The sequence below is a fragment of the Jutongia hominis genome (assembly GCF_014384965.1).
GTDB classification, from domain to species: Bacteria; Bacillota; Clostridia; order Lachnospirales; family Lachnospiraceae; genus Butyribacter; species Butyribacter hominis.
On sequence record NZ_JACRSW010000030.1, the window covers coordinates 82,559 to 105,618 of the forward strand.

Genomic DNA, 23,060 nt, shown 5'->3' on the forward strand with positions numbered 1-23,060 from the left:
CTCTCGGAATTTTCCAAGCGAAATATTTCGAGATGGATTTTAAAGTTATTATATCGAAAATCCAACCGAAAGGATTCGTTTTTGGAAGATACCAAAAGTACATATATGGTATCAAGACTTTTCTAAAAAGATATCTCACATATACAATAAAGTCAAATCCCTCCGTTTATATGATACGGTTTTTCTCTCCGATCACATGCAATTTTTTAGGATCATTCACGGTTTTTCAAAATCTCTGCCGGTGTAATCTTCCTGATCTTACCCACCAGCACATGATTAATCACAAAATACAACAGGATGATGGCTGCATAAACGCCTGCATATAATTTCCATCCAAATGTCAGATTGATTCCGGTTGAAACATTGACAACAAGAAACGGATAAATCTGATCCATTGCCGCTTTCGCTAATGTCATGCAAAAGATCCCGCCTATTGCTACAATATAAAAGTTTCCATTCAGATAGAGTTTTCGAATTTCTTTTGTCCGGTAACCAAAGATCTGCATCAATGCGATCGGAAAAGAAGAACGGTCGATCATTACCTTTAACATCAGATACATGACAACTACAAAAATGATCGCAGATACACCACAAAGCATTCCGATCATCGGTCCCATCATATCCGAGAAAACAGCAGATGCCTCTTCAACCTGCTTTTTCGTCGTTATGCTGTCGAGTCGTCCGCCCGGTATGGATAACTTTTTATCCGAGCAGACAATATTGTAATAATCATCCTCTTCACCAAAAAGATCACGCATACTGTCAATATCCATAAAGACATACATTCCTGTTGAATATTGCATAATATCCTGTACACAGAAAGCATAGTCCATATCTTCCTCTTCGTCCGAAAGTACCAGGGAATCTCCGACATGCAGGTTATTTTTCTGCGCAAAGGCAGATGAGATCACAACATTTTTCTTACTTTTTGTCACATTGGCCGGAAAATACGGATCATTTTTTCCTACTCCCAGCATTGTAATGTCCCACTTGTAACCAAGAATGACTTTTGTAAATCCTTTTGCAAAATACTCCGTTCCACCTTCCGGCACTTTACTTGTCGGATATTTATAAGAATACATATATTCATATTTTGTATCCTGTTTCGATTCATCTCTGACCGCATTACACATAACAAGACAATCTAGCGAAAGCATGACGATCAAAAGCGAGATGAACATACCAAACAGCACTGTAAATCCGGTTCGAAGTTCTTTTAACATCTGTCTGATCTGAAAACGTGTCACAAAACGCATTCCCTTTAAAGAAACTGCATGGATCTTTGTTTGCTTTTCTTCTTTTCGCATCAGGGATAATACCGTTTGCGATAAATGTTTACGTATCACAAGATAATTCACAATAATGGTAGTGATCACCGGCATGAAAAGCACATATATGACAAGATATAACGGGCAGCGTACCGGAAGAATGCATATTGAAAAATAAGCATAACAATCCTGCATCTGCGTCCATGCACCAAGCGGGCACATACCAACCGCAAAGCCTGCCACGGATGCTGCAAATGTCAGGATGGCAGGAAGCATCAGATAATGACGGATCAGATCATTTTTGGTGACACCAAGTGCATACAACGCTCCGATCACACTGCTTTCTCTTTCAATTCCGTGGATCACAAATACCGATATGACGTAGGCAAACAGTATCAAAATGATCACACCCGATACAAGTCCTGCGTACTTATTCAGAATCTGGTCATCTCCTGCCGCACCGATACACGAATTATCGCTTTGTATCACAAATTGCTTCAGATTATTTAACGAAAAATCAAAATAGCGGTCAACGATCAATGTTAAATTATCCTGTAACTTTGCTGTTCCTTTCGCGAGTTTTTCTGAACCGTCTGCCGCTTTGTTTACGGCTTTCGTATATGAATTGATCGCATCTTTATATTGTTTGATCCCTTTTAATTGATCGATCACTGCTCCAATCTTCAGATTAACGATTCCATTGTCACTTTTGGCTTTTAACGCTTTCAGCTTCTTCTCAAAATTCTGTTCGGTCAAAGTATCTTCTAATCCATAAGAAGCAAATCCTTCCTGCGTTTCCGGCAAAGAAGAGGATAGCAGAAGCTTTGTCACGGACAAAAGCCGCTTACGGTATTTTGATAGCTTTTCCATGCCGTCACCAAGATCGGCAGCACCGTCAGCCAATTTATTGACACCATCTAACAGTTTATCCTTCTTTGCTCCGGTATCGTTCCAGTATTTCCGAAAATACGGATCGGATATGTTGTCAGCAGAAACTTCATATGTTTTTAACTTTTCTTTCAACGCTTTATTTGTCATTTTTCCATTTAACCGGTAAGCGTATACATATTCTTCTGAGCGAATGCTTTTCTTCATTTTTAACAGCTTTTGATACTCTTCTTTGGTTACAAAAGCAACGCCAAACTGCTTACTGTCAACAGAAGAATCCGCAAAAGATTCCTTCGGTGCTTCGTAATCGGGTGCAATACCGATTCCGGTCACCTTAAAACGTTTTCCTGCGAGCGTAAAGGTATCTCCTGTCTTGATCTTATTCGATTCACAAAATCTTTTTTCTAATACCATTTCCCCTGCATGAGAAGCCTTTTTTCCTTGTTCGGTATCAACAAGATTCATCTTCTCTCTGTTTTGAAATACGCGAACATGCTTTCCATTTTTATAAGAAAAATCAAGATAAAATGTTTTCTCTAATGTGATGCCTTTGTCTTCCAGCTCCTTTTCCTGCTCTTTTGTCAATGGAACAAACACATGAAATTCGCCACTTTCTACTTTTTGCTGCTTCGCAAAACGGTCCGTTCCGACAAGAATGCTTTCTGCTGCCGCAACCAGACTGACAACCAGATACATTCCAAGTACGATCAATAAAAACAACGCAATATAACGAAACAGGTTTTCCCGGAACTCTCTTAAAACTCTTTTCCTTAAAACTTTCTGCATGATCTACCTCCTTCACATTACAGATCTTCTAACTGAGCTGCCGGTATTCTGTTTTCATTCCGGTATTCTTTACTGATCCTGCCATCCTTGATCCGAATGACTTTATGTACCATATCCTTTATCGAATTGTTATGCGTAACCATTAGCATCGTCGTTCCATACTGCCTGTTGATCTTTTCTAACAGGATCAGGATCTCTTTTGATGTCACGGAATCCAATGCACCGGTCGGTTCATCCAGTAAAAGGAGTTTGGGATTCTTGATCAATGCTCTTGCGATTGCACAGCGTTGCTGCTGCCCACCGGAAAGCTGTGACGGGAATTTATCCTGATGCTCCCAAAGACCTAATGTGTGTAAAAGTTCATCCATCTCTAGCGGTTCATTCGTCAGATATTGGCACACCTCTATGTTTTCGCGTACCGTAAGGTTCGGAACAAGATTGTAAAACTGAAAAATAAAACCAAGCGTTTCTCTCCGGTATTCCGATAATTCCTGTGGTTTTAATCCGACAATTTCTTTGCCATCAATACAGATCGATCCGCTGTCAACAACATCTAATGCACCGATGCAATTAAGTAATGTCGATTTGCCGGAACCACTCGTTCCCTGAATCACGCACATCTCCCCTTTTTCTACTCCGGTACTGATCCCTTTCAGGACCTGAATATAACTTCCGTCTGCACCATAACTTTTTTTGATATCTTTTACTTCCAGATACATATTTCTTCCCCTTCCTGATCCTTACAGCCGCTATCCGTTTGCATTCATGCAAACCGATCCGCTTTTGATCCTTGCATCATCTTATTGATAAATATTCTCATTAACATAACACTGTTATGTTAATGAGTTTTTAATAGCTATATATCTTTCGATGATCTCTTCCGATATATAGCTGATGATTAACATTTTTGCTTTAAACTTTTTACTTTTAATTTTTACTTTACGAGCCGCTAATGCTCTGTAAAAAGTGCATCCCATCCTCCTCTCAGATACGTTACGATCGGACGGATATACTGTTGCGCTTCTTCCTCAGAGGACACATGCGTCAGCAGATGAATAAACACATCAACCTGCATATGTGCGATCCAGTGGATCAGATATTCGCTGACCGGTTCATAACTTTTATGCTTTTGTAAAAGTTTCGTATAATGTGCATAATGCTTTTGCGTAAATTCTACAAATTCATCAACGGTATGTTCAAATCGCGAACCCAGTGATTTATTCACAAGAAGCTGAAACGCATCGTAATACCGATACAGATAATGGATGATCTGCCTCGAAGCCTCTGCATCATCCATATGATCTTCTTTTTGCTGTTCTGCCGTTGTGATCTGCTGCATCTCGTCTTCATAATGCTGTAACATGATCTTTTTTAGAATTTGCAATGGTTCTTCTACCAACTCTGCAAAAAGAGCTTCTTTTCCTTCAAAGAAAAAATACAACGCTCCTGTTGTCACACCGGCATTTTTGCAAATGCTTCGAAGCGATGCCTGTAAATATCCTTTCTCAAGGAACTCTTTTTTTGCACTTTCCAGAAGCCTTCTTTTGGTTTCTTTCTCATCCTTTACTGCTTTTACCATATCAAGTGCCATCCTTAAACTGTTTTTTGCATCAAATAACACTGTTATGCTAGCATAACAGTGTTACGTTGTCAAGAAACCTATTTTGTTATATTTCAAACAGAGCTCTGCTGTTGTTTCAAATTGTTATTAAATAATATTTCAAGCAGAATTCTGTTATCTCCCCAAATCCGATTGAATACTATTTCGGATCATGTTTCTGTTTCAAAATATTCTTTTCTGTATCAATGTCAAACAGATGAATCTTATCTGTATCGAGACAGATTGCACACTCCGAACCGATCGCTCGATCCGATCTTCCTTTTACCACGACAGCCATATGGGTATCTTTTCTCTTTAAGAAAAGATTCGTCTGTACTCCTAAAAGTTCCTGTGCTTCTATATTCATTTTAAGTCCATCACCACCTCTTGACATATCTAAAACCTCAACATCTTCGGGACGTACACCGACGAAAACTTTCTTACCGATATAATCTTTTTGTTCGAGCTTTTCTCCCATCTCTTTTGGCAGATCAATGCGATAATCATGAACCATTAAGAAATACTTCTTATCACGGTAAAAGATCTTACCATGTAACAGATTCATCTGTGGCGAACCGATAAACTGTGCAACAAAAACATTTGCCGGATTCCGATATAACTCTTTTGCCGAGGCTACCTGCTGTACGATTCCGTCTTTCATGACAACAATCTTTGTTCCAAGCGTCATCGCTTCTGTCTGGTCATGTGTCACATAGATAAAAGTCGTCTTTAACATCTGATATAAATGATGGATCTCGGCACGCATTTTGTTACGAAGCTTTGCATCTAAGTTTGATAACGGTTCATCCATTAAAAATACTCTCGGGTTGCGAACCATTGCCCGTCCGATTGCTACACGCTGTTTCTGACCACCGGAAAGTTCTTTCGGCTTACGGTCAAGGATCGTTTCGATATCCAGAATCTTTGCGACTTCCGAAACCTTTTTTTGCATTTCTTTTTTCGTAATATGTTTGAGTTTCATACTGTATGCAATATTTTCAAAAACAGTCATATGAGGATAAAGTGCATAATTCTGAAAAACCATTGCCACATTACGCTTGTTGGGTTTTACCTGATTCATGATCTGTCCGTCCATCCATAACTCACCGCTTGAAATCTCTTCAAGCCCTGCAATCATACGGAGTGTTGTGGATTTTCCACAGCCTGACGGTCCGACAAATACAACAAATTCTTTATCTTCTATTGTAAGATTAAAGTCATTTACTGCTGTTACTTTATCATCATATTTTTTAAATACATGTTTTAATTCTATTGCTGCCATATTCATCCTCATTTCTTTTTTCCTGTTTTTATCGGCATTTCTCTTTTATCTGCATGACCTTTTTTATGCTACAGGCAGTTTTCTTTTATCTGTTTTAAGTGACATTTCATTAACTGCTTTTATATAGATTGATCAGCCAAATAATCCGGAATTTCTCCGACATTTTCCAACACAATATCTGCCTCTTTTTCCAATTCTTCATAAGCTGCCAGTCCACTCAAAACACCTGCCGCCTTTGCATGACACCGGTGTGCAAAAAGCATATCGTTTAGCGTGTCTCCTACAACCATGATCTCCTGTGCCTGCAGATCATATTTTTTTCGAAAGCGTTCAAACATATCGGTATCCGGCTTTGGTTTCATACTTCCATCATCCCACCCAAGGAAATCAAAGCACGAAAGAATGCCAAGCTTTTGAAAACATCTTCTGACTGCGGTATCGGTATCGGCTGTTGCCAGTCCGATCAAAATATGCTCCTGATGCAGACGATCAAAAAGTTCTTTTAGTGGAACGATCTGCTGATAAGAAAATTCTTTGCGGCTGATCACACTTTCAAACAATACGGAAAGCTGCTGTCCTGCCAGCTCTTCGTCCAGTTCGACAGCTTCTTTTTGCAATGCATCACATATACTTTTTGCAATCTCATGGTAGGTCTGGTAAGCAAGCGGTGCTTTTGCATCGATCGTGTCATTGATCACTCCCATTGCTTCTAAGATCACTTGTTGTAATTCTTTCGTATCTGTTAATCCATTGACTTGCAAGAACAATCGTGCTACCTCTTTTGCTGCTTTAAGCCAAAGAGAGTTAAAATCGATCAACGTTCCATCTTTATCAAACAGGATTCCTTTTATCAACATCTGTCTGCTCCATTTCTTCTAATACTTCATCGCTTTTTATAAAAGACTAATCCATTTCTTCTAATGCATCACCAAGCTGTATAAAACAATGTTCCTTGGTTCCGTAGTACAAAGGATTCGTATATGCCATGAAATTTCCATCACTGTCCCGCACTTCAAAGCGAAGCCACTGCCATCCGCTTCCCATAACCGAATAGTAACATTCCCAGCTATACGTATCGCCTTGTTTTTTGCCACCCGGTACTTTGATCTTTTGTATCTGTTCTCCTAAGACACCATCCCGGTAACTTACTGCATAAAGCTCTGCTGGTGTCTTTGCATCGGTTACCTGTATACGGATCGTGATCGTTTCTTCTTCGATATGATCTCCCGGAAGGTATTCTTTCCATTTTCCTTTGGCTTGAAAAGAAATGTTACAATGTCTTGTCACACAGACGTGTCCTTTTTTGACATTGGAAAGTAACTTTTCCGGACTCAGCCCTTCTGCATAGACAAACGTTGCCGGATCACCGGTTACAGAATGTTCCTTTGCTCCCGGATAATATTCATCGGGCAGATTATGTGCATCACTGCCTCCGACTCCGGTAATGCAATATCCGTCTTTGTGTAACAGATCCAAAAAGTCAATTGTCTCGTCATTGGCTTCCTTTGCGTACTGATACGTCGGATCATTAACAATCTCCATGCAGGAAATATCTTCTAATGCAATTTTTTTGCATTTCCATTTCCAGATGTGTAAGAAAGGATGATTGATACTGACAAGCCAGCCTTTTTCTTTTGCTTCCTGAATCTGCATCAGAAGATAGTCTTCTAAATCCGGCTGATTCACATGCTCCATAATTGCTGTGATGTAACCCGGATACTGCGTAATTCCAAAAAGGTTGCAATGACCAAGCCCTGTGGTGATCTCAACGCCCGGAACCGGCATGACCGGAGTATCTATCCAGCCTGTGTGAACCAGATTATGCTCTGTTGGCACATAAAAGTCCATTTGCATCTCTTTTGCAAGCTTCATCGCATCTTCCACAGTCTGCTTTCCATCAGACAATCTCGTATGCGTATGAAAATCACCTTTGTACCATCTTGTCTGTTCGTTATATATTTTCTTTCGGTCATAACGGTTAAAAACCATTTTTCCATCCGTAAGATCATCTATCCAGCATGATGCACCGATCGACTGTGTCAAAGACGGGTCTGTACTGTCGGTATCGATCGTTATCTGTACCGTAACCGGAAGTGTTCCTTCATAGCGTTCCAGATATTCTGTAAAGATCCCGAGTGCAATCCGGTAAATGCCTTTCGGAAGGATACCCGGAACACCACCCACCGTTGTATTCTGCGGTGATGTTCCAATGCCAATCTTTTGTTCTCCATAACCTAACAGCTTTTGCAAACGCATCTGCCCATTGCTGTCAAAGATCACCAAAAAGCTTCCATATTCGAATTCTTTAGGATATTGCACCTGTAAAAAGAGCTGTTTTGTATCTTCTTTTAACGCAATCTCCCGATACAATACCGGATCAGAGTGACGGTCTATACTCCATGATAACTGTTCTTTCACGATTTCCTACATCCTTCTATCATACATTTTGCGTTTAAACTTTTGTACTTTACTGTACCGCATCCAAAGCTTCCTGTGCTGTCTTTTGCGCTTTATCCAAAGCTTCTTTTGCAGACTTGCCTTCAATCTCTACTTCATCTGCTGCGATCTTTAATGCATCCCAGATCTTTCCACCTGTCGGATCTTCCGGAAGAATAGAACCATGCATTGCCTGCTGTAACGGAACAAGTGCCTGTGGATGATCTTTTGCGTAAGTCTTAAACTTCTCTACATCCTGTGTTGATTTTCTTACGGCAACATAACCTGTATTCATAGACCAGTTTGCCTGATTTTCAGCTGTTGTAAAATATTTCATAAATTCATAGACACCTTGTTTTTCTTCGTCTGATGAATTTTCTAACATCACTAACTGTAATGCATTTGCTGTCGGTGCGGAAGCGTTGCTGCCCCAGCCCGGCTGTTCCATTGCTGCAACTTTTGTAAAGTCAAGATCTGCCTGATCTCCTGAAGATCCTGTATATCCACCTGCTTTGTTTGCAAGAACATCATCAATTGTCTTGTACCAGTATTCCCAGCCCTGACCACCGGAATGGATCTTCATGGTCTTATCATCATGAATCCAGCTGCGGAAACTGTCCCAAACTTCTACCCATGCATCGGAATTGATCTCAACGGTTTTACCGTCTTTACTTAGAATGCTTGCACCATTGCTTAACGCAGCATCTACCATGTTGTCTTTGCCCCACATCGGCTCCCAGCCTGCCATCTTGCTGTTCTTTTCATGAATCTTTTTTGCAGCGGCACTCAGATCCTGCCACGTTTTGATATCGGAAGCATTGATCCCTGCATCTTTGAATGCTTTAATATTGTAGTACATTACCTGTGTTGTTCCATAAGCAGGCAATGCGAATAACTTACCGTTGTCATCATATCCCTGATTTAAAAACACATCGAGATAATCTGATTTATCAAAATCTTTATCCTTGTCTACAAAAGGCTGGATATCGGCTGTCAGCTTTTTATTCGAAAGGTTTCTTGCTTTATCTACATCTAACAGTGCCATGTCCGGTGCTTTCTTTCCGGCAATACCTGCCTGTAATTTCTCATATGTTTCATCATAATCTGCCTGTGTAACAGTGTTGATATGATATTTTTTCTGTGATTTGTTGAACGCATCAACAGTATCCTGTAATACATTAACTGCTGTCTTACCACCGGAGAACCAGAAGTCTACCTCGACTGCTCCGTTTGCATTTTTCTTTGCTGTACTGTTCTTTGCACCTGTTCCGCAACCTGTTACCGCCATTGCAGCGATCGTAACCGAACATAACATTGCTACTAATTTTTTTCTCATTTCTTTACCTCATTTCTTAGGTTTTTTAACCTGTTTCATTTCTAAATTGATCCAAACTTTCGAACCGCACACACGGCCCCGGTAACTGTGCACGTTACATTTTTACGAAAACATCAAAAGCATCCACTCTTTTGACACTCCCGATATCTATATAAAAGGGACTACCCCTTCATACCGGTATCTCCACCGATTCCATTGATAAACCACTTCTGTGTAAATGCAAATAAGATCAGAAGCGGAAGAACAATGATCGTACTTCCTGCCATAACAAGCGGCCATTCTGTTCCATACGAACCACCTTCAATGAAGAATCGCCGCAATCCCTGAGAAACCAGACTTTTGTCCGGATCATCTGTGATCAGGGATGGCCACATATAACTGTTGTAACAGGTAATAAAATTCATTAAACCAAATGTAATAAACGACGATTTCGTCATTGGTGCGACGACTCTCCATAAAATTTTCCAATGACTTGCTCCATCGATCCTTGCTGCCTCGATCAATCCCATAGGCACTTGCATAAATGCCTGTCGTAATAAAAAGATTCCAAAAATGCTGACGCAGTTTGAAATGATCAGACCTGTAAATGTATTTAACAGATTCATATCTGCCAAAATAATATAAGACGGAATATACGTTGCCGCGGTAGGCAGCATATAGGTTCCCATAATGATCGCAAAGAGAAGCTTTCTTCCTCGAAACTCCATAAAAACAACTGCATAAGCGATCAATGTTCCAAAAAGAAGCTGTAATGCCAGCGTCAATGTTGATACAAATAAACTGTTCCAGACATAATGTAATAATGGTGAATCAGAAAAAATCGATTTAAAGTTTGCCCATTGCGGTACTTTTGCAAAGAATACGGAAGTATCCATAATCTCTGCTTTTGTTTTCAACGCACTTACGATCATCCAGACAAACGGAAAGATCGTAAAGATACCCGCTATCGCAAGCAAAAGAAGCCTGATTGCTAACGTTCCTCTTTGTTTCCATCGTTCTATTTTTTCCATGTTTATCCTCTTTTCTTATCAGGATCATAACCTGTATGTTCTATTTCATATTGATCTTTCTTCTTTTTCTGTCACAGACATTTGCTGCCTGTCTGTTCTAATAATGTACCCATTTTTTAGAAGCGACGAACTGTAGCAATGACAAGATCACGGTAATAATGATCAGCACGATCGCAACTGCGGTTGCCTGCCCCATGTTATATTCTTCAAAGCCAAGCTGATAATACATATATAAAAGTGTTCTTGTGCTTCCTGACGGTCCACCCTGCGTTAAGATCTGAATCTGGTCATATGCCTGAAGCGAATTGACCATTGTAATGATCACTAAGAAAAAGGTTGTCGGTGAAATACTTGGAAATGTCACGTCACGGAAACGTTGCCAACTGTTTGCTCCATCCAGTGCATTTGCTTCATAGAGTTCTTTTGGTACTTTCTCAAGTGCGGTGATATAAAAGATCATTGCATAGCCGAGACTTTTCCAGATTGTTACAATGATCACTGCAAGCATAGAAGTTTTGGAACTGTTGATCCATTGCAATGCCGGCAAATGTAAGAATTTCAAAACAGCATTGGCAATTCCGACATCCGGTTCATATATCCATGTCCAGACAATAGAGATCGCAACGGTTGGTGTGATCCATGGTGAAAAGAGAATGAATTTAAAAATGCCATCTCCTTTGAATGCTTTCTGTAAAAGCAATGCAAGTACCACGCCACCGGCAATCGTAGGGATCACGGTTCCGATTCCAAAGATAAAGGTATTCCATAATGCTTCATAAAAACGTGTATCCTTAAAAAGTGATATGTAATTCTTAAAACCGATGATCGAATACTCCGATGACATATAATCCCAGTCTGTAAAACTCAAATAAAGTGATCTAAGGATCGGATAGATCCAGAACACAACCAATGGAAGAAGTGCCGGTATGACAAATGCCATGACGCTGCACCATCTTTTCCAGTTAAATTTCCTACTCACAATCATTCCTCATTTCTTTTGCTTGGTTTCCTTTTTGCAGCAGATAATAAAACAGAAGCATTCCGGCTGCTGTCCCCGGAAGTGACCACCAGATACCATCGAGTCCGAGCTTGATCGGAAGAAGAAAAAGTAATCCCGGTGCTAACAAAAGGCTTTCACCATATGTTAATAGAAAGGTTTCTTTTACATTCTGTATCGCACTTTGCTCTGCTATATGGAATTTAACAAATCCCATCATACAAAAAGCCAAAGCACTTATTTTCATGCCATGTACAAAGAGTTGGCAACCTGTTTTTGACATGCCAAACCATGTACCGATAACCGGAATACTGAATGCTGCTGCCACAAATACAAGGATACTTAACCCTGCCAGCAAAAACTTTGCTCCTCTTTTGATACAGCGAAGTTCTTTTTGATCTCCTTTGCCATATGCAAAGCTCATCAATGGCAAAGCCCCCTCGCCTACACCTTGCAATAAAGACTGTACCGGAAAGACCAGATACGATATGACTGCATAAACTGCTACTGCTTTTGTTCCGCCATACCGCAGACATTGCCGGTTCGTAAAGATCAAAACGATCGTGGCTGACATTGCCACGCCAAATGAAGCAACACCCATCGACAGAATTCTTCCGATCCGGTAAACACTCTGCTGCCAGACCATAGCACAACGGATCCATACTCCGGTTTTCTTTGCGATCAGGAAAAGCCCTGCCACGCAGACAACACTCTGTGCCAGAACCGTTCCGCAGGCTGTTCCCCGTATTCCCATATGAAATACAAAAAGAAAGATCGCATTTGCTGTCATGTTAATGATCATTCCAATGATCGTGACTACCATTGCGGATACTGCCATACCGATACTGCGAAGAAGCGGGATCACACCTGCACCTACGACCTGAAAAAGACTTCCGAGTAATATAACTTTCGTATATTGCTCTGCCAATCTAAAAATGATTCCTTTTGCTCCAAAAAGAGAAAGCAATCCGTCTTTACAGATACCAAGAACCAATAGTAATGCAATGCCTGTTATCAAAAAAAGAATCTGTGTCTGCAAAAGTACGCTGTCTGCTGCCTTTTGCTTTTTCTTTCCGCAAAAAGAAGCATATAAGATACTTCCACCTGTTCCCATGCCGGTTCCTGCTGCCGTGATCAATGCTGTAACGGGCCATGCAATGTTAATTGCCGCCAGTCCATTGTCTCCCTGTGCATTCCCGATAAACAATCCATCTATTACCGAATAAAGTCCGGTTAATGTCAAAGCAATAATTGCCGGTACACAATTTTTTATCAACAATTTATTCATCTGCTTATCCTTTCATCCGGTGCTGTATCCTTCGGACAACTAAAAGATTAGCACAGCATTTTTTTGCAAACTATCATGACAGCGTAAAAAGATTGTAATAAAAAATTTACATAACAAGAGGGGGATTTTACATACAAGAAAAAAGAAAGCCGCCACTTTACATCACTGTAAAATGACGGCTTATGCACGTTTTTATAATGAATCGTTATTCTTTTACTGCCAATACTGCCGGTGGCTTTGCTAAAATTCCTTTGACCGGAATATAACTGATCAGCAGGTTTAATACATATAACGCTGCGATCAGCGCAACCGAAGTCCACCACGGGAAGATCAGTCCGAGTTCCAAAGACGGAATCGAACCAAAGAACTGTATCACACCACTTACGATCAATACAGTCGGAAGCACCGTATAGGATGTGATCAAAAGCATTTCTAAAAGATAGGCTTTGATAATACTTCCCTGTGCGATTCCGATCAGACGATATACCGTCAATTCTTCCGTACGTGAAGTGACATTGGACTTGATCGTAAAGTAAATGATAAAGAGAGATACCAGAATAGCCGCAACCATGATCAAACGGCTTCCCGATGCACGTTCTTTTTGTTTCTTCTGATAATGTGCAATCTGCTTCTGACTTGGAGAATACGCACTTAATGTAAAGATATCGCTATATTCCTGTGCTGCTTTCTTTAATGCTGCGATCGTCTTTTTCGTATCTTGCGTATAAACGTTATATCCTTTTGATGTAAGGATAAATTGATTGCGAAGCTCCTGACAGTCCTTATCATTTAAAATATACTTTACATGAAAGGTATTTGGAAACGCACCGACGATCGTATATTCATTTCCATTTTCCATAGTAACTTTGTTGACTTTTCTACGCTTGTATCCTTTCATCTCTTCCTTAGACACCATGATCTCATGATCTCCTAATGTCTGGTTGTCATATTGTCCCGGATATTCTTTCTGAAGCTGCTCAAGCGTTGCAATCTTATCACCGTTGATTGAAATACCCATAGCTGTATATTGATCCATATAAATGCTTGGTTCTCCTTTGTCGGAAATGCCAACGATTTGGAACGTATCTCCGGTGATATCGGATGTCAGATGTTCATTTAAGAACGATTTTACATCCCGATAAATCGCCTGATAAGAATTATCTTTATCAAAAAATGCATCAAAGATCCAGCGGTCTACTACGATTTCATTTCTCTTTTGCGGCATTCTTCCATAGATCAGATCTTTCTTGCTGACTTCGTTTAAAGAAACATACGAAAACTTCTTAAAAACAACACCGGAAGATGCTAACTGCCAGAAACTGTCGCATTGCAAACTTAAAGCCCCGCCATTGGAACGATAGATATCAGAGTTTGCACCGGTAAATGCATTTTTCTTACAAAATGCTTTAAATGCTTTGTCATATTCATTATCATCGACACTTGCCTGCGGTGAAATACCTACCGTGACATAATGCGAATCTTCTGATACAACTTCTCTCTCATTGTAATATACACCGTTTGTAAAGTTTGCAATCGTGATCGTCAGCATGACTGCCGCAACCACAAGAATTCCGACAATAAATGCCTGCTTTTTGCCCATCAGACGAATGTTTTCCAAGGCAAGCTTCCAGATTTCTTTTTTACTAAGCTTTGCCTTCTTATGATCCTTCAGACGAGGAAGAGAAAACTCAAACTCTTCTACATCTTCCATATCAATGTCGGGCTTTGTATCATCAATCATTTCACAACCGGCTTCTGCTCCTTCAAAAAGCACATCATAGTTTTCAAGATTCTGAATGTAAAGCTTTCCATTCTTCCATGCAAGATTCAAACGGATCTTATCCTGTGTCTGTTCCTCTTCGTAAACATGGATCTCATATTTGTCATTCTCGACAACATCCGTACATTCCATATCCTGTAGATAGATATTTCCGTCATCCATTCTCTGATAAGCCGTCTGGTTTTTGTTTTCATAATCCTTTACAATACAACCATCTGCGATCTCAATGATCCTGTCTGCAAAAAATCTGGCAATCCTCTTTTCATGCGATACCAGTATAACCAGACAATCTTTTGCAATACTACGCAAAATACTCATAGTACGCAGTGTATTTTCTTCATCAAGGTTTCCGGTTGGTTCGTCCGCCAAAATGATCTTTGGCGATTTTACCAATGCTCTTGCGATCGAAACTCTCTGCTGCTGACCACCGGATAACTGTGATACCAGTTTTTTCTTGTACTTTGCGATGTCTAACTTTTGTAAGACATACTCAACCCTCTCATCCTTCTCCTCTTCGGAAATGTCAAATGTATTTAATGCAAGTTTGACATTGTATGCAACGGTATAATCCTGCAACAGATAATAGTTTTGAAAAATATATCCGTATTTATCATTGCGGATCTTTTCTACTGCCTTAGGATCATATTTATTTAATGTGATCCCCTCAATCTCCATTGAACCGCCCTGAAAGGTATCCAGACCACCGATCGCATTTAACAGCGTTGTCTTACCGGAACCGCTTTCTCCCAAGATACATACCAGCCCCTTATCTTCGAAAGTTACGCTGACACCCTTTAAAGCATGAAGTTCATTATTCTTTCCTTTATTAAAATATTTCTCTAATTGATTTACTTTGATCATGATGCCATCCTCCCTTTCAGAAGCTTATTAAAGGAACGTACTGTTGCATATTCCAAAAGCAGATTATAGACAAAGAAGCAAAGGTAAGTGGCAACACCATAATAGATCATCATTTCCCTGATCACCGGAATGCCCGCCGCATATAACCCAAGCATAACTACTACGGCTGCCAGGAGAGCTTCGATACAATAACGTGTCATTTCAAAAAGGCTGATCTTATTGATCATATGGATCTGCATACCCATGGATTTCATCACAAAAAAATCTTTGATCTTGATCTTCATTAAAGAACGCAGGATCAGGATTTCTACGATGATCAGAACAAGAAGGATTCCGACGGAGATTCCGATAAATACCAGACGATCCATCACTTTATTTTCATTATAATTTACGGAACTGATACGATAAGTGCTGACTGCCGTATAACCTGCCTTTTCGATATCACGGATCACCTGATCTGTCTTTGTATAATTTTTGATATATACAGAGCACTGCGTACTTTTTCTTGTGAAGATCTTGTTGAAAAATTCCTCACTGACTTCCAAGATCGCACCACTCTGGTCATTTAGCTTATCGGTTACGTGCAGCTTTTGTCTGACATCATCCAGTTTTAAGGTTTCTTTCGAAAGACCTTTCCGGTTTGTATTAAATTGAACCGTAAGTGCATCATCCCCCGGAATAATGTCTTCTACAGGGCTCGAATAGGTATCATATCCGACAGGCTGTAATAAATGGTTTCTTGAGACTCTGGCCTCACTTCCTTTGAGCTTATCATTGATCACAAGATAGAATTGGTTGCTTCCAAGGTAATCCTGTGTTTTCAGATCAAACGAATAAAAAAGCGTACATTGGTCACCATCCGCAGCAGCCGAAAGCATATGACACAGATCATTGTCAAAATAAATCTGAGATGTCTTTTCTTTTAATACACCTACGACTTTGAACTTATTATGATAATATGTTTCTGAACCCATGATATTAGATGAAGTAAAATAAATTTCAACGGTACTGTTTAGCTTCTTCTTCCCATCTTCATATAAAACGATCTCATTACGGCTCTTTGGCAGGCGGCCTTTCTTTAGATCTGCTTTTGTAATGCAGGTAGCCGAATGCATGAATTTATTCCGATGAAGGAATTTTACATTTTTATCATCATGATACTGACTGCGTACTCCTGTAGACACTTCCTCATATCCATTGCTTATTACATCGGATGTATTTTGCGAACCAGTTGTACCATATGTATAAGTATAATCTTTTCCTTTATCCACATAATAGTTAATATCATTTGCATAATCATACTGGTCTGCTGTCACTACGTTTCTGATCTGCTTTAGCTTTGCAACATCCTTTGTAGTCATAGCACTTCCGTCTTTTTTACGAACAGAAAGTCTGCTGTCGTTTTTCTGATAAAAGATATCTCTGTCATAATTTTTTGTCTTCGTATCATCTGCATTCGCAAAAAGCTCACCGATAAAAACAAAAGAAATTATTGCCGTCAGAAACAAAAAAGTTCGAAACAGCCATGCTCTTGACTGCTGCGTCTTCGTATTCATACGTGCAAAGATCCTTGCAATGCGGTATTGTTTCTTTTTCCATTCTTTTGTCGTTGTATCTGCTGTGATATCTTCTCTTTTTGCAGCAGCCATCACTTCCTGCTCTGTTTTGCTGTCTATAACAGATTCATCCTGTTCATTGACCGGTACATCGACTACAACTTCTCCATCATGCAGACGAATCTTTCTTGTAACATAAGGTTCTGCCTGATCATAGTTATGTGTAACCATCAAAACAAGCTTATCTTTTGACAGTTCCTTTAAGAGCTGTATAATCTGGTCTCCGGTCTCACGGTCCAGATTGCCGGTCGGCTCATCTGCCACAATAATAGATGTATTCTTAGCAAGCGCTCTCGCAATTGACAGTCTCTGCTTTTGTCCACTCGATAATTCCGATGCACGCTGCTTTTCCAGTCCTTTTAATCCTACTTTTTCAAGATATGTCACGGCCTTTCTTGTAGCTTCCTCTTCCTGATATCCCATGATCAAAAGGGCACTTTTTATATTCTCTACTGTAGTATAATGTCCGATCAGACTGTAATTTTGAAAAACAAATCCGATCTCATTTCTTCGGAAATTCTCCCAATCCGCTGCATCATATTGAAAGGTCGGTTCCCCGCAAAAAAACATTTCACCATCATCAAATGCATCCATTCCACTGATCACATTAAGCAACGTTGATTTGCCGCTGCCGCTCTCACCGGTGATCGCCACGAATTCTCCAATCTTAAATTCCAGATTTATCTTACGCAATGCCTGCGTTACGGACGTATCTGTATAATAATACTTACTGATATTCTGCAATACGATCATATCTTCATACCTCCTGCCTTTTCAAACATACACAAAGTGCTTCATAACGATCTTCTTGGGACTATAGCGTGATCTATTTCAGGTGTGTGCATTCACGTTTCTATTTCTTTTGACTTATGGGGGCACTGTTTCATCCGCTAAGGATATCTAAAATTTTTTGCTTTTTTGCTCTGATTATGGGCGCTCTCATCTGATATAGGGGCAAGACCAGTTCTGATGTACATTGCTGCCGGGGAATCTCTAAGCCCGTCGCCACTTGCGCTTCAAAAAGTGTTTTTGCTTTTTGAAGTGCTATGTGTGCGCTACGTGGCTTTGCGAAGCGGGAGCGTGTCCCAGGCAACAATGCTACTCAGGCTGAGTCGCCCCTATAGTTATGACCCGCGCCCAATCAGCAAAAAAGCATAAAAAATCAGATATCCTAACCGGATGGCGTGTCACCCCAAAGTCAAAAAGAAATAGAAACGTGAAATATACATTCCATAGATCACGCAATACAGTCCCAAAAAGATCGTTATGAACTACAAGAAGTATGTAGAAAAGGCACTTTTTGTATATTTGATATATTTGTTCCACACTATTATTTTAGCATGGGGAGGAGGGGATTGCTTACCTGTAAATTCGGACATTGTTTGGGTGCGATTATGTGAATAGCTGTAAATGTTCGTGCATTTTAGTTCAAATTACTATGGTAGAAAAGTTTATTTGGTGGTCGGTGACGGTGATGCAGAGGCATCGGTGTCAGCTTCCCTGGAATAAGTAAAGTTCGTTGTCAGCTTCTTTTTGATATCGTATTGGTAGCTTCCTTTTACGGTAATTCCGTTATCTGCCTGTCCCGCAAAGCCGATCGTCAGGATATCGTCTTTTAATTCCTTTAAATTATAGACAACGACTGCTCCGTCTTCAAATGTAATATCATCTTCTTTGTATTGCTTAAAGACCTTTGCAAGCTGCGTTGTTCCATCCTCCTGCTGATAATACTGCGTTCGTGTCTTTGTATCATAAACAGTAAAAGTCTGTGCTTTTGTACCGTTATAGATCAGCATTGCATAGCGGTTGTTCAAAACATTTTCCTGTGTGATCCACTTTAAGTCGCAATAATATCCATGAATATTATCCCATTTCTTTTGATTTTTTTTCGGGGAAAGGATAAGCGACCGAATGTCTTCATTGCCATCGCTGTCTTTTTTCGTTGTGACAAGCACTGCCGTACTTCCACTATTGTTTTTCAGCGTATGTTCCTGTGTTTCTTCTTTTGCTTCTGCTGTGCTGTCTGTCTTATATTGTTCAAGATCTTTCTTTGACAGATCTTTTTGTTCGTATTTTCCTTTTTCCTGATTCCAGACATAATATTGCGTCTCTTTGGCAAACGGAACGGAAAATACAGTCGTAATATCTTCGATCGTATCAAGTTCTACAGAAGAAGAAAGTTCCTTTTTCCCATTTTTTGAAACTGCCGCACAGATGTCACTGCCGATCACTTGCATATTTTCTTTTTCAAGATTGATCACGCTGTAAGAATATACAGTATAATCTTTGACTTTTTGTGAGCTGTCTGTCTGCTCTGTCATCCTGTCAAATTCTTTTTGAGACAATGATAACTTCTTTCCTAAAACTGCTTCCTGCGTACCATCACCATTGTAATCTCCGACAAACAGGTTCATATCTTTCGGGAATGCATAACTGCCACCGGTGCCAAAAATGTCCTTCATTGAAAGAGATGCAATCCGGTTGTCAAAATCATCATACATTCTTAAAGCAAATGTTCCGGTATAAGAATCCTTGTCTGTCTTATCTTTTTCAAGCAATTCTAACTTTAAGATCCGGTCCAGCCCATCCGGGGATGAAATATCTGTCTTAGCGATCACGATTCCTTTTATATTTGAAAAAAGGGATCCTTTTGATGAATCAACAGGATTTTGCCAGGTTCCCCCACTCCATGCTATCTTCATTGGTGCAAGCAGGAAAAGCAGGATCAATGTAACAGACCATATCAGAAAATTTAACAGCTTTTCTCCGGTCTTATCCCACTTCAGGTACATCATTCTCTGAGCACGCTTTTCTACATTTCCCTCACGGATCGTAAAAAGCGACAAATGTAATTTTTTTGATTCTTTTTGAATATTCAAAAGTCCCTGTGCATATTCGCGGCATTCGGCTGACGGCTTCTTATGCACTGCCTTTTCATCCGCAAGATATTCTTCATCATGATTCCAAAGAATATAGTAAAGCCACATGACCGGATTAAACCAATGGATCGCTGTGATACCGACAACCACGATCCTTTTTGCATTTTCAAAAGAATGTGCCTGTATATGTTGCAAATAATAACGCATATCCCGTGCATGCATTCCTGCCGGAACGACATGTATCTTATGAAAAAAGCCAAAGCGGACCGGGACAGATGTTGTACCGGATTCTAAAATATCTTCTCCGATCTCTTTTCCCTGCATCAAAGTCTGCTTCACTCTTCTTTGTACAAAAAATGCACTAAACAGCACCAAAAATACCCCTGCTGCCCATGTCACCGCACAGACAGTAAATGCTTTTGTCATATGAACCGGATGCAAAAAAACGGCACTCCAGCTATTCATAATACCGCTTTGCTCTTCTATTGTCAGTCCAAGCGTTGATAAAAAGAGATGGTATTGCCTGTTCCAACTGTCAAAAAGACAGATCGGGCTTGATAATGCAACCGGGCAGAGACTCCGCAGATATACAAGCCACCATTCCCATTTCATAAATTTCTTTTCCTGATTTCTCATACCAAAACGAAGCAGCAAAACCAAAGGTGCCAAAAAAAGCATCATGCCACTCATTGATAAAACAGTATAAAAAATTCTGCCAAGCCAGTTCATCTCATTCTCTCCAATCAACATGTAATACTATAATCATATTGCAAGGACAATCGTATTGCCATCCCCCACGATACAATAGATCATTGCTATTCCATTTCTACAAACTTACATTTTTTTGAAACAAAAAAGAAACAGCAATTTATATGTAAACATACCTTGCTATCTGTTTTTAATCCCTGCATCATTATACACAAATCAAAAAGAAGCCACAACAAATTTGTATTAACTTCTAAACTGTTGTAATATAGTCTTACTTGTTTTTTTACACATTTTGATTATAATTCAGCCAGACTATAACAAACTGGAAACCATAGAAAGGATTTTGAAATTATGAAAGACGGTTTTCTTCGTGTCGCTGCTGCCACTCCTGATGTGAGTGTAGCCGATATCGCACATAACGTTACCAATATCATTGCCCGGATCAAAGAGGCAAACAGCCGGGATGCCAAGGTTGTTGTATTCCCGGAGCTTTGTATGACCGGTTATACCTGTAATGATCTTTTCCTGCAAGAGCTTCTTCTTGATAAAATTTGTGATGGTTTAAAGGAAATCTTAGCGGCTTCCATCGCTACCGATATGCTGATCGTAGTCGGTTTCCCTTTCTTTTTGCACAACTCTCTCTATAATGTGGCAGCCGTGATCCATGAAGGAAAGATTCTTGGAATCGTACCAAAACAACACATTCCAAACTATTCCGAATTCTATGAAGCAAGACATTTTACTACTCCGGGCAAGGGCTATGAACGGATCACTTTAACCGCTCTTGGAGATGCCGGTAAAGACATTCCTTTTGGAACAAATCTTTTATTTCAGGCAGACAACATGACGGAATTTATACTGGGCATTGATATTTGCGAAGACTTGTGGATGCCTATTCCGCCATCCTGCGAACATGCATTAGTCGGTGCTACCGTGATCGCAAATCTGTCCGCCAGTGATGAAACTACAGGAAAAGACATTTATCGTCGTGAACTTGTCCGCAACCAGTCTGCCCGCCTTGTCAGTGGTTACATCTATGCAGATGCCGGTGAGGGTGAATCTTCTACCGATCTTGTCTTTGCCGGACACAATATCATTTCCGAAAACGGAACGATCTTAAAAGAGACAAGCCGTTTCCATAATGACATGATTATCAGCGAACTGGACTTGAAAAAACTGATCAGTGAACGCCGCCGGATGAGCACATATGAAACGATTCTTCCGAAAGATGCCGGCTATCTGATCCTGCCATTCCATTTTCATCATGTTGGTACAACGAACCTGACACGTACTTTTACACAGACACCATTTGTACCGCAGAACAAAGCAGACCGCGATCGTCGCTGTAATGAAATTTTAAATATTCAGGCATTAGGTCTGAAAAAACGTCTTGCCCATACACATTGCACCAGTGCTGTCGTTGGCATTTCAGGCGGACTTGATTCCACACTTGCTCTTTTAGTCACCGCAAAAGCTTTCGATATGCTCGGACTTGACCGCAGCGGCATTCTTTCTGTAACAATGCCTTGCTTCGGAACAACAGACCGCACCTATCAGAATGCTTGTGAACTGACAAAAATTCTCGGTGCCACGCTAAAAGAAATTCCGATCCATGAAGCCGTTAATCTGCATTTCCGGGATATCGGGCATGACAGTTCCGTGCATGATGTCACTTACGAAAATTCACAGGCACGCCAGCGTACATTGATCTTAATGAATCTTGCAAACCAGACAAACGGTATGGTGATCGGTACCGGAGATATGTCGGAACTTGCTCTTGGCTGGGCAACTTATAACGGTGATCATATGTCTATGTATGGTGTAAACTGTTCTGTTCCGAAAACTCTGGTTCGCTATCTCGTACTGTATTACGCTGAGACAACCAAAGAGCAGAAACTACATGACATTTTGCTCGATGTCTTAGACACACCGGTAAGTCCTGAACTTCTGCCTCCTAAAGACGGAAAGATTGCCCAGAAGACGGAAGATATCGTAGGACCATATGAATTGCATGATTTCTTCTTATATTACCTGATGCGATTTGGATTCAGACCGGCTAAGATCTACCGACTTGCGAAATATACTTTTGATGGTGTTTATGATGATAAAACGATCTACAAATGGCTTCGGACCTTCTATTGGCGTTTCTTTGCACAGCAATTTAAGCGTTCCTGCCTGCCGGACGGTCCAAAAGTCGGAAGTGTTGCGCTGTCTCCGCGCGGTGACTGGCGAATGCCCAGTGATGCCTCTGTCAATCTATGGTTAGCAGAACTCGATAAAATAAACCCGGATGCCTAGGACAGCAAATCACTAATAATTGAAATA

14 protein-coding genes are annotated in these 23,060 nt (G+C 40.2%); 1 reads left to right on the forward strand and 13 read right to left on the reverse strand.

The window, feature by feature from the left end:
• Nucleotides 1-212: 212 nt before the first annotated feature.
• The 13 genes from H8700_RS07770 to H8700_RS07830 all read right to left on the reverse strand — a co-directional run bounded on the left by H8700_RS07770 (nt 213) and on the right by H8700_RS07830 (nt 20,756).
• The gene (locus H8700_RS07770; protein WP_249304897.1) at nt 213-2,942 is read right to left on the reverse strand and encodes an ABC transporter permease; all 2,730 of its coding nucleotides are present in this window, start codon (nt 2,940-2,942) and stop codon (nt 213-215) included.
• Nucleotides 2,943-2,959: 17 nt separating this feature from the next.
• Nucleotides 2,960-3,661: an ABC transporter ATP-binding protein gene (locus H8700_RS07775; protein ID WP_249304898.1), complete on the reverse strand. Its 702-nt coding sequence runs from the start codon at nt 3,659-3,661 to the stop codon at nt 2,960-2,962.
• 230 nt (nt 3,662-3,891) lie between these two features.
• The gene (locus tag H8700_RS07780; protein ID WP_249304899.1) at nt 3,892-4,521 is read right to left on the reverse strand and encodes a TetR family transcriptional regulator; all 630 of its coding nucleotides are present in this window, start codon (nt 4,519-4,521) and stop codon (nt 3,892-3,894) included.
• A 181-nt stretch (nt 4,522-4,702) separates the two neighbouring features.
• Nucleotides 4,703-5,824 carry an ABC transporter ATP-binding protein gene (locus H8700_RS07785; protein WP_249304900.1) on the reverse strand — a complete coding sequence of 374 codons (1,122 nt, stop codon included), beginning with the start codon at nt 5,822-5,824 and terminating at the stop codon, nt 4,703-4,705.
• Nucleotides 5,825-5,943: 119 nt separating this feature from the next.
• A complete protein-coding gene (locus tag H8700_RS07790) occupies nt 5,944-6,681 on the reverse strand; it encodes an HAD family hydrolase (RefSeq protein WP_249304901.1) in 738 nt (245 codons plus the stop codon).
• Nucleotides 6,682-6,727: 46 nt separating this feature from the next.
• Entirely contained in the window at nt 6,728-8,242 is a 1,515-nt protein-coding gene (locus tag H8700_RS07795) for a CehA/McbA family metallohydrolase (RefSeq protein WP_249304902.1), read from the reverse strand.
• Between the two features lie 49 nt (nt 8,243-8,291).
• Entirely contained in the window at nt 8,292-9,596 is a 1,305-nt protein-coding gene (locus H8700_RS07800) for an ABC transporter substrate-binding protein (protein WP_249304903.1), read from the reverse strand.
• A gap of 161 nt (nt 9,597-9,757) precedes the next feature.
• The gene (locus H8700_RS07805) at nt 9,758-10,606 is read right to left on the reverse strand and encodes a carbohydrate ABC transporter permease (protein ID WP_249304904.1); all 849 of its coding nucleotides are present in this window, start codon (nt 10,604-10,606) and stop codon (nt 9,758-9,760) included.
• Between the two features lie 97 nt (nt 10,607-10,703).
• Nucleotides 10,704-11,546 carry a carbohydrate ABC transporter permease gene (locus H8700_RS07810; RefSeq protein ID WP_442905248.1) on the reverse strand — a complete coding sequence of 281 codons (843 nt, stop codon included), beginning with the start codon at nt 11,544-11,546 and terminating at the stop codon, nt 10,704-10,706.
• Between the two features lie 31 nt (nt 11,547-11,577).
• The gene (locus H8700_RS07815; RefSeq protein WP_249304906.1) at nt 11,578-12,891 is read right to left on the reverse strand and encodes an MATE family efflux transporter; all 1,314 of its coding nucleotides are present in this window, start codon (nt 12,889-12,891) and stop codon (nt 11,578-11,580) included.
• A gap of 205 nt (nt 12,892-13,096) precedes the next feature.
• Complete coding sequence (locus tag H8700_RS07820; protein ID WP_249304907.1) at nt 13,097-15,532, reverse strand: ATP-binding cassette domain-containing protein; 2,436 nt, start codon at nt 15,530-15,532, stop codon at nt 13,097-13,099.
• On the reverse strand, nt 15,529-17,901 hold the full coding sequence (locus tag H8700_RS07825; RefSeq protein ID WP_249304908.1) for an ABC transporter ATP-binding protein/permease: 2,373 nt from the start codon (nt 17,899-17,901) through the stop codon (nt 15,529-15,531). The genes H8700_RS07820 and H8700_RS07825 overlap by 4 nt, the downstream gene beginning before the upstream one ends.
• 698 nt (nt 17,902-18,599) lie before the next feature.
• On the reverse strand, nt 18,600-20,756 hold the full coding sequence (locus H8700_RS07830) for a M56 family metallopeptidase (RefSeq protein WP_249304909.1): 2,157 nt from the start codon (nt 20,754-20,756) through the stop codon (nt 18,600-18,602).
• Between the two features lie 330 nt (nt 20,757-21,086).
• Between H8700_RS07830 and H8700_RS07835 the strand changes: the two genes are divergently transcribed.
• Nucleotides 21,087-23,033, forward strand: coding sequence for an NAD(+) synthase (locus H8700_RS07835; RefSeq protein WP_249304910.1), 1,947 nt, complete (start codon nt 21,087-21,089; stop codon nt 23,031-23,033).
• Nucleotides 23,034-23,060: the final 27 nt, after the last annotated feature.

Bases quoted from the DNA above. Each gene is read 5' to 3' on its own strand.
- H8700_RS07805 (WP_249304904.1), bottom strand. From the start codon at position 10,606: ATGGAAAAAATAGAACGATGGAAACAAAGAGGAACGTTAGCAATCAGG.
- H8700_RS07770 (WP_249304897.1), bottom strand. From the start codon at position 2,942: ATGCAGAAAGTTTTAAGGAAAAGAGTTTTAAGAGAGTTCCGGGAAAAC.
- H8700_RS07815 (WP_249304906.1), bottom strand. From the start codon at position 12,891: ATGAATAAATTGTTGATAAAAAATTGTGTACCGGCAATTATTGCTTTG.
- H8700_RS07775 (WP_249304898.1), bottom strand. From the start codon at position 3,661: ATGTATCTGGAAGTAAAAGATATCAAAAAAAGTTATGGTGCAGACGGA.
- H8700_RS07780 (WP_249304899.1), bottom strand. From the start codon at position 4,521: ATGGTAAAAGCAGTAAAGGATGAGAAAGAAACCAAAAGAAGGCTTCTG.
- H8700_RS07825 (WP_249304908.1), bottom strand. From the start codon at position 17,901: ATGATCGTATTGCAGAATATCAGTAAGTATTATTATACAGATACGTCC.
- H8700_RS07785 (WP_249304900.1), bottom strand. From the start codon at position 5,824: ATGGCAGCAATAGAATTAAAACATGTATTTAAAAAATATGATGATAAA.
- H8700_RS07830 (WP_249304909.1), bottom strand. From the start codon at position 20,756: ATGAACTGGCTTGGCAGAATTTTTTATACTGTTTTATCAATGAGTGGC.
- H8700_RS07835 (WP_249304910.1), top strand. From the start codon at position 21,087: ATGAAAGACGGTTTTCTTCGTGTCGCTGCTGCCACTCCTGATGTGAGT.
- H8700_RS07810 (WP_442905248.1), bottom strand. From the start codon at position 11,546: ATGGCATTTGTCATACCGGCACTTCTTCCATTGGTTGTGTTCTGGATC.
- H8700_RS07800 (WP_249304903.1), bottom strand. From the start codon at position 9,596: ATGAGAAAAAAATTAGTAGCAATGTTATGTTCGGTTACGATCGCTGCA.
- H8700_RS07790 (WP_249304901.1), bottom strand. From the start codon at position 6,681: ATGTTGATAAAAGGAATCCTGTTTGATAAAGATGGAACGTTGATCGAT.
- H8700_RS07820 (WP_249304907.1), bottom strand. From the start codon at position 15,532: ATGATCAAAGTAAATCAATTAGAGAAATATTTTAATAAAGGAAAGAAT.